This is a genomic window from Azospirillum griseum (assembly GCF_003966125.1).
In the GTDB taxonomy this organism is placed as follows: Bacteria; Pseudomonadota; Alphaproteobacteria; order Azospirillales; family Azospirillaceae; genus Azospirillum; species Azospirillum griseum.
In genome coordinates, this window is the sequence record NZ_RXMA01000024.1 from 52,678 (window position 1) to 67,901 (window position 15,224).

Consider the following 15,224-nt stretch of genomic DNA (forward strand, 5'->3'; position numbering starts at 1 on the left):
GTGAGGATTCATGACCAACCGTCAGCCGATTTTCGCCGAAAAGGGTGCCAAGCCCGCCGGCCAATACAGCCACGCCATCATCGCCAACGGCTTCGTCTATGTCTCGGGCCAGGGGCCGCACCACCCGGAGACCGGTGAGTTGCCGCCGACCTTCGCCGAGGAGGTCCGCCAGACCCTGCGCAATCTGGAGATCATCCTGAAGGCCGCCGGGACCGATCTGGCGCACGTCGTCAAGGTCAACAGCTACCTCAGCGATCTCGGGCGGTTCCAGGAATACAACGCCCTCTACACCGAGTTTTTCCCGGACGCTCCGCCCGCCCGCACCACCATCGGCTGCGTGCTGAACGGCATCCAGGTCGAAATCGACTGCGTCGCCGTGCTGCCGTCGGCGTAACATCTCCACTCCTCCACCCCCCTCGCGGTTCCCAGATCCCCTTTGCGAGGGGGGCTTTTTCCCCGATCCCCGGAGCCGCCCGCCATGCGCGTTGACGATCTCGACACCCCCGTTCCCGTCATCGACCTCGACCGGGTGGAGCACAACCTCACCAAGATGCAGCGCTATTGCGACCAGCACGGGTTGGCGCTGCGCCCGCACATCAAGACCCACAAGCTGCCGCAATTCGCCCGCCGCCAGATCGAGTTGGGGGCCGCCGGCATCACCTGCCAGAAGATTTCCGAAGCCCTGGTGATGGCCGAGGCCGGGTGCGCCGACATCCTGATCACCTACCCCATCGTCGGCGCGTCCAAGATCGCCCCGCTGGCCGAACTGGCGCGCAAGACCCGGTTGACCGTGTCGTTGGACAACGCCGTGGCGCTCGACACCGTGGCCGCCGCCGCCCATCAGGCCGGGGTGGAGATCGGCATCCTCATCGAATTTGACAGCGGCGATGGCCGCTGCGGCGTGCAGACGCCGGACGAGGCGCTGGCGCTGGCCCGCCGCGCCCACGGCAACGGCCCGCTCGCCTTCCGGGGCCTGATGACCTACCCGCGCGGCCCGCAGACCGTCCCCTTCGTCACCGCCGCCCGCACCCTGTTCGAGCAGGCGGCGATTCCGATCACCACCGTGTCGGTCGGCGGAACCCCCGGCTGCTGGGACACCCACAGCCTGCCCGGCGTGACCGAACTGCGCGTCGGCACCTACATCTATCAGGACCGCGCCACCGTCGGGGCCGGGGTGGCGACGTTGGACGAGTGCGCCGTGCATGTGCGCGCCACCGTCGTCAGCCGCCCCACACCCGACCGCGCCATCCTCGACAGCGGATCGAAAACCCTGTCGAGCGACCGGGTGGCCCCGTCGGTGGGCGACGGCTTCGGCCTGATCCTCGATTACCCCGACGCCGTCATCACCCGCGTGAACGAGGAGCACGCCGTCGTCGATCTGTCGCGCTGCGCCGTCAAGCCCGCCATCGGCGACCGCGTGCGCATCCTGCCGAACCATGTCTGCGTCGTCACCAACCTGCACGACGCCATGGCGGTGACGCGCGGCGGCGAGTTGATCGGCGAATGGCCGGTCGCCGCGCGCGGCTGCACCCGCTGAACCGTGCGACCAGGACCAGTGACAAGGGAAGGCACGCCGATGGCCACGCTCACCGACAGCGACGTCACGCTCGACATCCGCAATCTGCAAACCCACTTCGCCACCGACCGGGGCGTGTCGAAGGCGGTGGACGGCGTGTCCTTCACCGTCCGCCGCAACGAAACCCTGGCCGTGGTCGGTGAATCGGGCAGCGGCAAATCCGTCACCAGCCTGTCGACCATGCGGCTGATCCAATCGCCGCCGGGCCGGATCGCCGGAGGGGAGATCCTGTTCCGCCGCCGCGACGGCTCGGTGCATGATCTGGCCAAGGCCCCGGAATCGCTGATGCGCAAAATCCGGGGCAACGAGATCGGCATGATCTTTCAAGAGCCGATGACCTCGTTGAACCCGGTCTACACCGTCGGCGACCAGATCGGCGAAACGCTGCGCCTGCACCAGAAGCTCGACCGGCCCGCCGCCCGCGCGGCGGCCTTGGCGATGCTGAAAATGGTCGGCATCCCGGCGGCGGACCGGCGGATCGACGAATACCCGCACCAGATGTCCGGCGGCATGCGCCAGCGGGTGATAATCGCCATGGCGCTGGCCTGCCGCCCCACCCTGCTGATCGCCGACGAGCCGACCACCGCGCTCGACGTCACCATCCAGGCGCAGATCCTCGACCTGATGCGGCGGCTTCAGGCCGACACCGGCACCTCCATCCTGTTCATCACCCACAATCTGGGCGTCGTCGCCGAGATCGCCCACCGGGTGGCGGTGATGTACGCCGGGCGGGTGGTGGAGGAGGGCGACGTGCGGTCGCTGTTCAAGAACCCCCGCCACCCCTACACGCGCGGCCTGCTGGCCTGCATGCCGCATCTGGGCCAGGGCAAGGGCGCGTCGGCCCGGCTGGAGGCGATCCCCGGCACGGTTCCCAGCCCGACGGCGCGGCCCGGCGGCTGCGTCTTCGCCCCGCGCTGCGCCCACGCGCAACCCGCCTGCACCACCGCCGAGGAACCCGCGCTGGAGCTGGTCGAACCCGGCCACACCGCCCGCTGCCGCCGCTGGAGGGAGATCTGATGACGAACGCCGAACCGCTGCTGCGCATCCGCAACCTGCAAAAGCGTTTCCCCATCCGGGGCGGCCTGCTGCAACGCCCGGTCGCCTGGGTCAACGCCGTGGACGATCTGTCGCTCGACATCCACCGGGGCGAGGTCGTCGGGCTGGTCGGGGAATCCGGATCGGGCAAGACCACCGCCGGGCGCAGCATCCTGCGCCTGCTGGAGCCGACCGCCGGGTCGATCCGTTTCGACGGGCAGGAGATCACCGGCCTGTCGAAGGACGCGATGCGGGCGCAGCGCCGCCGCATGCAGATCGTGTTCCAGGATCCCTACGCCAGCCTCGACCCGCGCCAGCGCGTGCGCGACGTGATCGGCGAGGCGCTGGACATCCACGGCATTGGCACCAAGGAGGATCGGCGCGACCGCATCGCCGCGCTCTTGCACAAGGTCGGCCTGACCGCCGACGCGATGGACCGTTTCCCGCACGAGTTTTCCGGCGGCCAGCGCCAGCGCATCGGCATCGCCCGCGCCCTGGCCGTGGAGCCGGACTTCATCGTCGCCGACGAACCGGTGTCGGCGCTCGACGTGTCGGTGCAGGCCCAGGTGGTCAATCTGCTGCGCGATCTTCAGCAGGAATTGGGGCTGGCGGTGCTGTTCATCGCCCATGATCTGGCGGTGGTGCGCTACATCAGCGACCGGGTGGCGGTGATGTATCTGGGTCGGATGATGGAGATCGCGCCCAGCGAATCCCTGTACGACCGCCCGCGCCACCCCTACACGCTGGCCCTGCTGTCGGCGGCCCCCACGCCCGACCCGGACGCCCCGCGCAACCGGGTGCTGCTGGACGGCGACATCCCCAGCCCGATGAACCCGCCGTCGGGCTGCGTCTTCCGCACCCGCTGCCCCTTCGCCCTGCCCGCCTGCGCCGAACCCGCCGCCCGCGCCATGCGGGAGGTTGCCCCCGGCCACCACGTCGCCTGCATCCGCGACGACATTCCGGCCCCGGCCAGCGCGGTGGTGTGACCGGCGGGGATCGCCGAGCTGTGGCCGAACAAAAAAGGGCCGCGACGGTCGTTCCGTCGCGGCCATTTTTGCCGTGCGCCGTGTCCGGTCAGGAGGCGCTGAAATCCAGGCCCCAGGCCGAGTAACGCTCGGGGTCGTCCACCCAATCCTCGCGCACCTTGACGAACAGGATCAGGTGCACGCGGCGTTCCAGCATGGCTTGCAGTTCGGTGCGCGCCGCCAGACCCAGCGATTTGATGCGCTGGCCGCCCTTGCCCAGAACGATGGCCTTCTGGCTTTCGCGCTGGACGAAGATGACCTGGGAGATCTTCACCGACCCGTCGTCGAACTCCTCCCACACCTCGGTTTCGACCGTGGCGGAATAGGGAAGCTCCTGATGAAGCTGAAGGAACAGCTTTTCACGGGTGATTTCCGCCGACAGCAGCCGCATCGGCATGTCGGAGATTTGATCCTCCGGGAAATGCCACGGCCCTTCCGGCAGGCGTTCGGCCAGGAAGTTGCGCAGATGGGTCACGCCATCGTCGTTCGCCGCCGAGATCATGAAGGTGTCGGTGAACACCCCCGATTCCCGGAAGCCGTCGGCGATGCCCAGCAGCACGTCGCGCTTGACCAGATCGATCTTGTTCAGGATCAGGATGGCCTTGCGCCCCTGTTCCTTCAACCGTTCGATGATGCCGAGCGTGTCGTCGTCCACCCCCCGGCGCGACACGTCATAGAGCACGCCGATGACGTCGGCGTCCTCCGCCCCCTGCCACGCGGCCGCGACCATGGCGCGGTCCAGGCGGCGCTTGGGCTTGAAGATGCCGGGGGTGTCGACAAAGATCAGCTGGCTGTCGCCAACGATGGTGATGCCCAGCACGCGGGTGCGCGTGGTCTGCACCTTCGGGCTGACGATCGACACCTTGCTGCCGATCATCGCGTTCAGCAGCGTCGATTTCCCGGCGTTGGGCGCGCCCACCAGGGCGACGAAGCCGCAACGCGGATGGTCGGGCTGCGCGCCCAGCGGCGGCAACTCGATCGGCACGCCGGGACGGTCATCGTCCTCGTCGTCCTCATCGTCGTCGCCATACTCCTCATCCTCGTCGTCCCACGCGTCCTCGTCGTCGAGCGCCGACTCGCCGTCGCGCGCGTCATCCGTCAGCGCGTCATCCTCATGCGCCTGAACCTCCTGCGCCCCATCCTTGGACGCAGCCCCTGTGATCGAGTCCGCAAACTCGTTGTCGATGTCGTCGCGACCGTCAGTCATCGACCTGCACTCCCACCTGGCTCAGCAACGCGCTGGCCGCCTTCTTTTCCGCAACACGCTTGGACGATCCGGAACCGGTGACGGGATCCATCCCCTCGACCCGGACCGCCACGACGAACACCGGCTCGTGCGCCGGTCCACTCTGGTCGATCAACTCATAGCTCGGCAGCGGCTTGCCCCGCCCCTGCGCCCATTCCTGCAACGCCGTCTTGGAATCCAGCGGCGGCGGCGTCGGCTTGTCGATCTGCTCGGCCAGCGCGCCGCGCACGAAGCGCGTGGCGGCGTCCAGCCCGGCGTCCAGATACAGCGCGCCGATCACCGCCTCGCAGGCGTCGCCCAGGATGGTGCGGTTGCCACGGCCACCACTCTGCGCCTCCGCCGGGGACATGCGCAAGTAGGCACCCAACCCGATGCGGTCGGCCACCCGGCCCAGCGATTCCCGGCGGACAAGCGACGCGTGACGCTTGGCCAGCGCCCCTTCGCGCTCCTCCGGGTAACGTTCCAGCAGCCATTCGGCGACGATCAGGCCGACCACCCGGTCGCCCAGAAACTCCAACCGCTCATAGGCGATGCCCGGCCCGCGCCCGCCCCGCCGCGCGGCGCGCGGCGTGCGTTCCAGCCCCATCAGGCTGGGGTGGGTGACGGCGTCTTCCAGCAGGCTGGGATCGGCAAACTCATGACCAAGCGCACGGGCCAGGGCGGCAAGGTCCAGGCCCTCGCCCGGCCCGTCGGTCATATTCGAAGAAGACAAATCACCGGACTCCGCTGAACAGACGGCTGAAGCGCAGATCGACCGGCCAGCGCCAGATCTCATAGAAACGGGTTCCCTCGTCCAGCGAGAAGAACAGGAACTCGGCCCGGCCCACCAGATTTTCCACCGGCACGAAGCCGACCTGCCCCGGCACCCGGCTGTCCAGCGAGTTGTCGCGGTTGTCGCCCATCATGAACAGATGGCCGTCCGGCACCTTGAACAGCGGCGTGTTGTCGAGCGGGCCGTTGTCCGACTCCTCGATGATCCGATGCACGCGGCCGTTGGGCAGGGTTTCGTTGTATTGGGTGGTGCGGATCGTCCGGCCCAAGCCGTCGGTCGAGACGTAATCCTCGATCTTCTCGCGCTTCACCGGCTGGCCGTTGATGTGCAGCACGCCGCCGATCACCTGCACGCTGTCACCGGGCAGGCCGATCACGCGCTTGATGTAGTCGGTCTTGTTGTCGCGCGGCAGCTTGAACACCGCCACGTCGCCGCGTTCCGGCAGGCTGCCCATCACGCGCCCGTCGAACAGCGGCAGGCCGAAACCGACCGTGTGCTTGCTGTAGCCGTAGGAGAATTTCGACACGAACAGGTAATCGCCGACCAGCAGGGTCGGGATCATCGAGCCGGACGGGATGTTGAAGGGTTCGAACGCGAAGGTGCGGACGCCGAAGGCGATCAGCACGGCGAAAAACACCGTTTTCACCGTTTCGACAAAGCCGGAGTCCTTGGGCTTGGCGTCGGACGCCGTCTGCTTCTGGAAGGTCATGCTGGATTCGCCGTTTCGGTGGCTGCGGAAAGCGGAAGGGTCTGGGCGCTGATGATGACGAAGGCCTCGGCCATCGGGTACTCGTCGGTCAGCGTCACATGGATGACGGGGCGCATGCCGGGCGGGGTCATCGCCTCCAACCGGGCCAGCGCGCCGCCGGTCAGGCGCAGGGTCGGCTGGCCGGTGGGCAGATTGACCACCCCCATGTCGCGCCAGAACACGCCGTGGCGGAAGCCGGTCCCCAGCGCCTTGGAGCAGGCTTCCTTCGCGGCGAAGCGCTTGGCGTAGCTGGACGCCCGCGCGCTGTGCCGCCCGGCGGCGTCGGCCCGCCGTTCGGATTTGGCCTGTTCGACCTCGGTGAACACCCGGTCGATGAAGCGCGCGCCAAAGCGGTCCAGCGATTTTTCAATGCGCCGGATGTCGATCAGATCGTTGCCGATGCCCAAAATGACACCGGACAGAGGCGCGCCCGCAGCGATCATGAGCGGGCGGCGTCCATCGCCGCGCGCATCCGCGCGATGGCGTCGGCCAGACCGCCGAAAATGGCCTCGCCGATCAGGAAATGGCCGATGTTCAGCTCAACAATGGTGGCGATGGCGGCGACCGGCCCGACGGTGTCGTAGCTCAAGCCATGCCCGGCGTGGCATTCCAGCCCGATGGCCTCGGCGTGGGCGGCGGCGCGGACGATGCGCGACAACTCCCGCGCCCGCTCCTCCATCGTCTCGGCGTCGCAATAGGCCCCCGTGTGCAGCTCCACCACCGGCGCGCCCAGCGCCTTGGCGGCGTCGAGCTGCGCGGCGTCGGGGTCGATGAACAGCGAGACGCGGATGCCCGCCGCCGACAGCTCACCCACCGGGCGGCGCAGCGCGTCGAACGCGCCGATCACGTCCAACCCGCCTTCGGTCGTCACCTCCGTCCGCTTTTCCGGGACCAGACAGGCGGCGTGCGGCTTGTGGCGCAGGGCGATGGCCAGCATCTCGTCGGTTGCGGCCATTTCGAAATTCAGCGGGCGGTCGATGGCGGCCATCAGCCGTTCGATGTCGTGGTCGCGGATGTGCCGCCGGTCCTCGCGCAGATGGGCGGTGATGCCATCGGCCCCAGCCTGAATCGCCAGCAGCGCGGCGCGCACAGGACCGGGATGCGCCCCGCCGCGCGCGTTGCGGACGGTGGCGACATGATCGATGTTCACGCCAAGGCGCAGAAAACGGGACATCGCGGCAACTCCAAAGGACGCCCCGGCCCGCGCGGACCGAAGCGATTCCGTCTATATAGCGACGATGGCGCGTTCCGTCACGCCCGATGCGGACACGAACACAGGGAAATCACGGGAAAGACCGCTTACCGCCCGCGCACCCGCTCCACCGTGTGGATCGCCGGGGTGGCCCGCAAGGCCGCCATGATGTTGGTCAGATGCTTGGCGTCCTTCACGTCGATGTCGATCAGCAGATCGAAATAGTCCGTGGTGCGGTTTGTGATCTTCTGGTGGATGACGTTGCCCTGATTCTTGCCGATCACGGTGAACAGGGTGCCGAGCGAGCCTTGCTCGTTGCTGATCGACACCATCAGGCGACCGACATGCTCCTCCGGCGTGTCGGCCCCGGTTTCCCACGACACGTCGATCCAGCGTTCCGGCGATTCGTGGAAGCTTTCCAGCGTTTCGCAATCGATGGTGTGGATCGTCACGCCCTTGCCGGTGGTGACGATGCCGACGATGCGGTCGCCGGGCAGCGGGTGGCAGCAGCGGGCGTAATGCACGGCCATGCCGGGGATCAGGCCCCGGATCGGCATCGGCGCTTGCTTGCCGTTGGGCTTGGGCTTCAGCTTGACGACGTTGCTGGTCTTCTCGTCCAGATCCCGCAGGGTGGACGGGGCCACCTGGGCCTTGTGGCCGGGGAAAACGGCGTGAAAGACCTCGCGCACCGAATGCAGGCCGGACCCGACCCCGGCCATCAGATCGTCGGACGTCGGCTGTTGGAAAATCTTGATGACGTTGTCCAGCGCCTTTTCGCTGAACTCGTAGCCCTCGGCCTTGAACTGGCGCATCAGCATGCCGCGCCCCAGTTCGATGAACTGGGAGCGCTGTTGCGTGCGCAGGAATTTGCGGATGCGGGCGCGGGCCTTGCCGGTGACGACGAAGCGCTCCCACCCCGGAACCGGCGTCTGCGCCTTCGAAGTGACGATGTCGACCTGATCGCCGTTTTGCAGGACGGTGCGCAGCGGCAGCATGCGGCCGTTGATCTTCGCCCCGACGCAATGGTCGCCGACCTGCGAGTGGACGGCGTAGGCGAAATCGACCGGCGTGGCCCCGCGCGGCAGGGCGATGAGGTCGCCCTTCGGCGTGAAGCAGAACACCTGCTCCTGAAACAGTTCGAGCTTGGTGTGCTCCAGGAACTCTTCGGGCTTTTGCGCGTGCTCCAGGATTTCGAGCAATTCGCGCAACCAGCGGTATTCGCCGCCGGTGGTGCGGGGCTGGTGGTCCTGCTTGTAGGCCCAATGGGCGGCCACGCCCAACTCGGCGATCTCGTGCATGTCGCGGGTGCGGATCTGCACCTCGATCCGGTTGCGGCCCGGCCCGATGACGCCGGTGTGCAGGCTGCGGTAGCCGTTGGGCTTGGGGGTGGAGATGTAATCCTTGAAGCGGCCCGGCATCAGCGGGTAATTGGCGTGGACGATGCCCAGCGCCTGATAGCATTCCTGCATCGTCCCGACGGTGATGCGGAAGGCCATGATGTCGGAAAGCTGTTCGAAGCTGACATTCTTGCGTTGCAGCTTGCGCCAGATCGAGAAGGCCGATTTTTCCCGGCCCGTGACCGTCGCCGCCGGAATGCCTTCCTTGACCAGCAACTCCTGCAATTCGGTGATGATGGTCTGGACCCGGCTTTTCCCCTCGTCGCGCAGGCGCGACAATTGGGCGAGGATGCTGTCGCGGGCGTCGGGGTTCAGCTCGGCGAAGGCGAGATCGTCCAACTCGTCCTTGATCTTGTGCATGCCGATGCGTTCGGCCAAGGGCGAGTAGATTTCCAGGGTTTCGCGGGCGATCCGTTTGCGCTTTTCCGGTTTTTTCAAATGCTCCAGGGTGCGCATGTTGTGCAGCCGGTCGGCCAGCTTCACCAGCAGCACGCGGATGTCTTCCGACATCGCCAGAACGAGTTTGCGGAAATTCTCGGCCTGCTTGGCCTGTTCGCTGTGCAGCTCCAGCCGCGACAGCTTGGTGACGCCATCGACCAGACGGGCGATTTCCTTGCCGAAAACCCGCTCGATGTCCTCCATCGTCGCCACGGTGTCTTCCACCGTGTCGTGCAGCAGCGCCGTGGCGATGGTCCCGGCGTCCAGCTTCATCTGGGTCAGGATTCCCGCCACCTCCAACGGGTGCAGGAAATAGGGATCGCCCGACGCGCGCGTCTGCGATCCATGCGCCTTCATCGAAAAGACGTAGGCGCGATTCAGAAGATCCTCGTCCGCATCGGGATCATAGGCCTTGACGCGTTCGACAAGCTCATATTGCCGGATCATGGCGACCGACCCGGCGCACGCGGCGCCTTCCCAAGGTGTGGACCGATGGGGGGCCGGATGCCCCCCGCCCTATCGCTGACCAACGTTGCGGTGATCGGAGTCGGGATGGTCAGGATCAGAGGTCTCCGTCGCCGTCCTCGGCCATCAGCGCGCCCGCGTCCGGCTCCAGATCGGCAGCGCCGTCTTCGTCCTCGCCCTCGGATTCGCTCATGCCGTCTTCGTCGCCCATGTTGGCACCGCGCGCCGCCCAGTCGTTTTCCCCGGCCATCAGCTCGACAATTTCCTCTTCCGGCTCGTCCGGCTCGACATGGCGCTGGTGGCCCTTGATGAGCGCGTTCTTGAGATGGTCGAGCGACACGGTCTCATCAGCGATTTCGCGGAGCGCGACCACAGGATTCTTGTCGTTGTCGCGTTCAATCGACAGCGGCGCGCCGGACGCCACTTCACGAGCGCGTTGAGCGGCCATCATCACCAGCTCAAAACGGTTGGGAACCTTGAGAACGCAATCTTCGACGGTAACGCGGGCCATGCCAAACAAACTCCGACTCGGAAGGAGGTCTTCGACTATATTGATGCGACCGGGACAGCGCAAGCGCGAACCCGAAATCAACGCCAAACACGCCGCATTCCAGCGATGCGCCGCATAGTCAGGGTTTCTGCCCCTTGTTTGAGGAGGCTGATTCCACTAATTTATCAGCAGGACTACCGAATTAATCGATATTCCCCTGATATACTGCCTGCTATCCCGAAAGGATTAAGACATTGGACCGTAGCACGACTTTGCCGCGCGACGTCAGCAAGTTGTTTTATAAAGAAGAGCGTCTCGCTCTTTTCATTGATGGCGCGAACCTGTACGCCGCAGCGCGCTCCCTTGGCTTTGACATCGACTACAAAAGGTTGCGCGACGGCTTTGCGGGCGAAGGCCGCCTGATGCGCGCCTTCTACTACACCGCCCTGGTCGAGGATCAGGAATACTCCCCGATTCGTCCCCTGGTCGATTGGCTGGACTACAACGGCTACACCATGGTCACAAAGCCGACCAAGGAGTTCACCGACGCGTCGGGCCGCCGCAAGATCAAGGGCAACATGGACATCGAGCTGGCCATCGACGTGATGGAAATGGCCGAGCATGTCGATCACATCCTGCTCTTCTCCGGCGACGGCGATTTCCGTCGCCTGGTGGAGGCGGTGCAGCGCAAGGGCGTGCGCATCAGCGTCATCAGCACCGTGCGCTCGCAGCCGCCGATGGTCGCCGATGAACTGCGGCGTCAGGCCGACAACTTCATCGAGTTGCAGGATCTGGCCCCCTTCATCGCCCGCGCCCACCATCACCGCGAGGCCCCGGTCAGCAGCCACCAGGACCACCACCCGGCACAGAACGGCCCGACCCTGTACGACCCGGATGAACACGACTGACGTCCAGCGGACGCCGCAGACGGTATCGCACACAGAAAAGCGCGCGTCGTTTCCGACGCGCGCTTTTGTCTTGTCCGGCACCAGGAGAAACCGTTGCCCCGAAAGACCGCGCCTCGCGGATCACCCTTGGCGACGACGGTTCTCCGCCATCCTGTCGGCCATCCGGATTGCCGCCAACAGGCTGACGGCGCTCGCCCGGCCGGTTCCCGCCAAATCCAGCGCCGTGCCGTGATCGGGCGAGGTGCGGACGAACGGCAATCCCAGCGTCACATTCACACCGCTGTCGAAATCAATCGTCTTGAGCGGTATCAGCGCCTGATCGTGGTACATGCACAGGGCGGCGTCGAACCCGCCGCGCGCCGCCGCGTGGAACAGCGTGTCCGACGGGCGCGGGCCAAGGGCGTCGATGCCCTCGGCGCGCAGGGCCGCGATGGCGGGCGCGATGATGTCAATCTCCTCCCGCCCCATGGCCCCACCCTCTCCGGCGTGCGGGTTAAGGCCGGCGACCGCCAGACGGGGAGCGGCGATGCCGAAATCCCGGCGCAGCGCCGCCGCCGTCACCCGGCCCGCATGGACGATGGCCGCTGTGGACAGCTGGTTGACGGCGTCGCGCAGCGACACATGGATCGTGACCGGAACGACGCGCAGCTCCGCCGAGGCGAGCATCATGATCGGCTCGTCGGCCAGGCCGACGAGATGGGCCAGATATTCGGTGTGGCCGGGATGCCGGAACCCGGCGGCGTAGAGCGCCGATTTCTGGATCGGGTTGGTGACGACGGCGGCGGCCTCCCCGGCCTGGACCAGCGCCACCGCGCGGTCGATGCTGGCGATCACCGCCGCGCCGTTGGCCGGATCGGGTTGTCCCGCCACCACCGGCATCGACAGCGCGACCGGCAGCACCGGCAACGCCTCATCGAAACACTCAACGGCCTGCCCCGCCGACTCCACAGCCAGCAGCGGAACCGTCAACCCCAGACGAAAGGCCAGCTCGCCCAACCGGTCGGGCGAATCCAGCAGCAGGAAAGGCGGCAAGCCATGCCCCCGCCGCTGCGTCCACAATTTCAGGATCAAATCCCCGCCGACGCCCGCCGGTTCGCCCATGGTGACGGCCAGCGGCAGGCGGTGCGACGGGGTGGTGGGCATCAGCTCCGCGCCTCGTTGCGCACGTCGATGAAGGCCGACCGGCGCAGATCGCGCAGGTAACGGCGGGCCAGCAGGTCGGCGCGCTCGCCGACCAGATCATGCTCGATCTCGTCGCGGCTCGGCATCTTCGCCTCCTTCGAGGAGGGCGGCGGCGGCGGAGCGGCGGCGGGTTGCGGTTGGGCCTCCGGCGGCGGCTGGATCATCGGCACGTCGCGCTTGCAGACGATCAGAATGACCGCAGCGCCCGGACTCATCAGAACCGGGCTGGGTTGACCCAGCGGGATGCCAACGGCAAGCTGTTGCAGGCCCGGCGGCAGGTCCTTGACCTTCAGCGTGCCCATGTCGCCCGATTCCGGCACCCCGCCCGCCTTGGCCTTGGACTCGAAATCCGCGCAGCTCTTGATCGACTTGCGCAGCGCCTCCGCCTGATCCTTGACGCTCTTCGCCGCCTCTTTCGATTCGATGGGGATCACGATCTGCTTCATGTTGACCGTGGCCTTGGCCAAATCCGGGCGCGGCTGGGGACGCGGGGCGGGCGGCGGGGCCTGCGCCACCTCCTCCCCCCCGGCGCTGCCGAAGGCACGCTGGCCGCGCACCAGCAGGATGTGATAGCCGGTGGAGGTGCGAATCGGCGGGGACAATTGCCCCGGACGCATCGTCGAGAGCGCCTTGTCGATTTCAGCGGAGGATTCGCCAGTGCGAACCCAACCGAGATCGCCGCCCGACGCGGCCCCGGCGGACTGCGAGAACTGGCGCGCCAGCGCCGGGAAATTGCCCCCCCGGCGGATCGCGTCCACCAGACGGTCGGCGTTGCGGCGAACCTCGTCGTCCTGGTCCGGGCTGTCCACGGCCAGGAAGATTTCGGCAACCAGATATTCGGGCTTGCCGATGTTGGCCTTGACCCGCGCCATCGCCGCGTCGATCTCGTCGTCGCTGATGGCGATCTCCTGACGGATGCGGCGCTGCATCACCTTCTGCCAGGCCAGAAGCGCACGCACCTGCTCGTTCAACGCCGATTGCGGGATGTTGTGGCTTTTCAGCAGGCCGTCAAGCTGGGCGCGCGCCATGCGGTTCTGCTCGGCGATGCGCTTGATCGATTCGTCGATTTCCTGCTGGGAGATCGACACGCCGTTCTTTTTGGCTTCCTGAAGCTGCAACCGCTCGTCGATGAGTTGGCGCACCACCTGCGGGGCCAGACGCTGGCGGGTTTCCGGATTGTCCTGCCCACCGCCGTTGAGCAACGCCAGACGGATGCGGGCGTTGACGTCGGAGACGGAAATCACCTCCTCGTTCACCACAGCGGCGATGCGCTCGCTGTTGGCGGAGGCGGCACCACCCTGCGGCTGCCCTGCCGAGGCGGTCGCCTTGGAGGTCTGCGCCGTGGCGGGAAGCGCCAGGGCGACGCAGGCGGTCGCCACGGCAAGGGCCGACCGGACGGAACGCAAACTCGGCATGATGCTCCAGCTCCCAAAACAGAACGCCCGTTCATACGGTGGGCATCGGGGGTCATGCAAACGGAATCCGCCCTTTCGGCCATCACCGTGATGCGGCACCCCGTCTCAACCATCCTCCAGATGCAGCAGGATCGCCGTGCCCAACAGCAGGCTGACCCCGGCCGGACTCCAGGCGGCGGCGAAAATCGGGATGGTCTCCGACATGCCAAAGGTGCGGACGATGTCGGTCATCACGAACAGGACAAAGCCGGTCAGCACACCGCCCGTCACCATCGTCATCGTCCCGCCCTTGCGCGGCATCCGCAACGAAAAGGCGGCGGCAAACAGCACCATCGCCAGATACAGGAAGGGCTGCGACAACAGGGATTGGTAATGCAGCCGATGGCGCACCGCCGGAAAGCCGGTGGACTCCAGGGTGTGGATGAAGCGCGGCAAGTCCCAGAAGGCGATGGTTTCCGGCGCGGCAAAGCTTTCCTCAATCGTGGCCGGGTCCAGTTCGGTCGCGATGGTGTAAGAAGGGAGTTTCTCAGGATCCTTCTTCGGTCGGCTGAGAACCACCTCCTGCAAATTCCATTTCCGGTCCCGCAGGCTGGCTCCGGCAGCGTCCAGGCGCCCTTTGTAATTCTGCTCTTCATCGAACATGAAGACGATGACGTTGCTCAGATCGAAATTGGTCGGGTTCACAAAATCCGCGTGGATGAAAAGCTGCTCGCCGTCGCTGTTTTGCCGCAGCCAAAGGCCACCACGCGACACATTCATCGAACTGGATTTCATCTTCAGGTACCGATCCTGAAGCTGTTCGTATTTGGCGATGAACACCGCCCCGATCGGATTGATGAGCGTCACCTTGACGACCCCGATGATCGCCGCCGCGAACAGGACCGGCATCAGGAATTGCCAGGCCGACACCCCGACCGCGCGGGCCACCACCAGTTCGGCGCTGCGCGTCAGCCGCCAGAAGGTGAACATGCCCGCGAACAGGATGACGAAGGGAAAGATCTGCTGGCCAATCCCCGGCAACTTCAGGAACGCCATCTCCACCACCAGCCCAAAGGTGACGTGCGGCTTGGTCCCCGCCCGGCGCAGCAGCTCGATGATGTCGAGCAGCAGCACGATCGACAGCAGGATCGCCATCAGCAGACAGAACCAGAGAACGAACTGGCGACCGATGTAGCGGGACAGGGTGGGTGACGAGTGCATGAAATCCGGCCTCCGTGGCCACCCGGCGCGTCCGCCGGGCCGAACGGGAACAGGCCCATGGGACCCGTTCCGGTCCCGCTGGCCTGACGTGGCTGTGTACCCGTGTTGCGCCGCCAAAACAACCGTCACCGAACA

General features: G+C 66.4%; 15 protein-coding genes. 5 read left to right on the forward strand and 10 right to left on the reverse strand.

Features of this window, described 5'->3' with window-relative positions; genetic code table 11:
* Positions 1 to 10: 10 nt before the first annotated feature.
* From EJ903_RS20350 to EJ903_RS20365, 4 genes are all read left to right on the forward strand, one after another.
* On the forward strand, positions 11 to 394 hold the full coding sequence (locus EJ903_RS20350) for a RidA family protein (protein ID WP_126618867.1): 384 nt from the start codon (positions 11 to 13) through the stop codon (positions 392 to 394).
* An 84-nt stretch (positions 395 to 478) separates the two neighbouring features.
* The gene (locus EJ903_RS20355) at positions 479 to 1,537 is read left to right on the forward strand and encodes a D-TA family PLP-dependent enzyme (protein WP_126618869.1); all 1,059 of its coding nucleotides are present in this window, start codon (positions 479 to 481) and stop codon (positions 1,535 to 1,537) included.
* Between the two features lie 39 nt (positions 1,538 to 1,576).
* The gene (locus EJ903_RS20360; protein ID WP_126618871.1) at positions 1,577 to 2,593 is read left to right on the forward strand and encodes an ABC transporter ATP-binding protein; all 1,017 of its coding nucleotides are present in this window, start codon (positions 1,577 to 1,579) and stop codon (positions 2,591 to 2,593) included.
* Positions 2,593 to 3,597, forward strand: coding sequence for an ABC transporter ATP-binding protein (locus tag EJ903_RS20365; protein ID WP_126618873.1), 1,005 nt, complete (start codon positions 2,593 to 2,595; stop codon positions 3,595 to 3,597). Before EJ903_RS20360 ends, EJ903_RS20365 begins: the two co-directional genes overlap by 1 nt.
* Before the next feature lie 88 nt (positions 3,598 to 3,685).
* Here the strand turns inward: EJ903_RS20365 and era are convergent, their stop codons facing one another.
* From era to rpoZ, 7 genes are all read right to left on the reverse strand, one after another.
* A complete protein-coding gene (gene era, locus EJ903_RS20370; protein ID WP_126618942.1) occupies positions 3,686 to 4,600 on the reverse strand; it encodes a GTPase Era in 915 nt (304 codons plus the stop codon).
* Positions 4,601 to 4,835: 235 nt separating this feature from the next.
* Complete coding sequence (gene rnc, locus EJ903_RS20375) at positions 4,836 to 5,579, reverse strand: ribonuclease III (RefSeq protein WP_126618944.1); 744 nt, start codon at positions 5,577 to 5,579, stop codon at positions 4,836 to 4,838.
* Between the two features lie 16 nt (positions 5,580 to 5,595).
* Positions 5,596 to 6,363, reverse strand: coding sequence for a signal peptidase I (gene lepB / locus EJ903_RS20380; RefSeq protein WP_126618875.1), 768 nt, complete (start codon positions 6,361 to 6,363; stop codon positions 5,596 to 5,598).
* Positions 6,360 to 6,845, reverse strand: coding sequence for a holo-ACP synthase (acpS, locus tag EJ903_RS20385; RefSeq protein ID WP_126618877.1), 486 nt, complete (start codon positions 6,843 to 6,845; stop codon positions 6,360 to 6,362). Before acpS ends, lepB begins: the two co-directional genes overlap by 4 nt.
* On the reverse strand, positions 6,842 to 7,576 hold the full coding sequence (locus tag EJ903_RS20390; protein ID WP_126618879.1) for a pyridoxine 5'-phosphate synthase: 735 nt from the start codon (positions 7,574 to 7,576) through the stop codon (positions 6,842 to 6,844). Before EJ903_RS20390 ends, acpS begins: the two co-directional genes overlap by 4 nt.
* A gap of 125 nt (positions 7,577 to 7,701) precedes the next feature.
* Entirely contained in the window at positions 7,702 to 9,876 is a 2,175-nt protein-coding gene (locus tag EJ903_RS20395) for a RelA/SpoT family protein (protein ID WP_126618881.1), read from the reverse strand.
* Positions 9,877 to 9,991: 115 nt separating this feature from the next.
* The gene (gene rpoZ / locus EJ903_RS20400; RefSeq protein WP_126618883.1) at positions 9,992 to 10,405 is read right to left on the reverse strand and encodes a DNA-directed RNA polymerase subunit omega; all 414 of its coding nucleotides are present in this window, start codon (positions 10,403 to 10,405) and stop codon (positions 9,992 to 9,994) included.
* A gap of 233 nt (positions 10,406 to 10,638) precedes the next feature.
* On the opposite strand from rpoZ, the gene EJ903_RS20405 reads away from it, so the two are divergent.
* Positions 10,639 to 11,292, forward strand: a complete 654-nt coding sequence (locus tag EJ903_RS20405) for a LabA-like NYN domain-containing protein (protein ID WP_417281846.1) — start codon at positions 10,639 to 10,641, stop codon at positions 11,290 to 11,292.
* A gap of 120 nt (positions 11,293 to 11,412) precedes the next feature.
* Here EJ903_RS20405 and pdxA read toward each other — a convergent pair whose 3' ends face one another.
* From pdxA to lptG, 3 genes are all read right to left on the reverse strand, one after another.
* On the reverse strand, positions 11,413 to 12,435 hold the full coding sequence (gene pdxA / locus EJ903_RS20410; protein ID WP_126618884.1) for a 4-hydroxythreonine-4-phosphate dehydrogenase PdxA: 1,023 nt from the start codon (positions 12,433 to 12,435) through the stop codon (positions 11,413 to 11,415).
* Positions 12,435 to 13,889: a peptidylprolyl isomerase gene (locus tag EJ903_RS20415; RefSeq protein WP_126618886.1), complete on the reverse strand. Its 1,455-nt coding sequence runs from the start codon at positions 13,887 to 13,889 to the stop codon at positions 12,435 to 12,437. Before EJ903_RS20415 ends, pdxA begins: the two co-directional genes overlap by 1 nt.
* Positions 13,890 to 13,994: 105 nt before the next feature.
* Positions 13,995 to 15,089: an LPS export ABC transporter permease LptG gene (gene lptG, locus EJ903_RS20420; protein ID WP_126618888.1), complete on the reverse strand. Its 1,095-nt coding sequence runs from the start codon at positions 15,087 to 15,089 to the stop codon at positions 13,995 to 13,997.
* Positions 15,090 to 15,224 lie beyond the last annotated feature (135 nt).